The 259-nt window shown below is 38.6% G+C and carries 1 protein-coding gene; it reads right to left on the bottom strand.

The features are described 5' to 3' along the window. The coding region (locus CUZ56_RS15200) for an Asd/ArgC dimerization domain-containing protein (RefSeq protein WP_275427163.1) at window positions 1-259 on the bottom strand (259 nt) is incomplete at both ends.

Here is a 259-nt window from a genome sequence, read left to right on the forward strand (position 1 = left end):
CATAAACCATCAACAGGAATTGGATTGTCGCTTAAACCTAAGATTTTGTTGGTTTCTGCATAGCCTTTCCATTCTTCTTTAGTTTGTCCTGTTTCAGGGAGAAGTTTGTCAATCCAAGGGATTAAGCTACCACCCAATGCTGCACCGAAGTTATCAGTTGGGAAGTTATCAGAACGCATTTCTGCCGTCACTTTACGTTCAATATCTAAAATTGACGAAGCAGGATCTTTTAATTCACTTGAAACCGATTGTTCTAATA

The organism is Saezia sanguinis, from assembly GCF_003991585.1.
In the GTDB taxonomy this organism is placed as follows: domain Bacteria; phylum Pseudomonadota; class Gammaproteobacteria; order Burkholderiales; family Burkholderiaceae_C; genus Saezia; species Saezia sanguinis.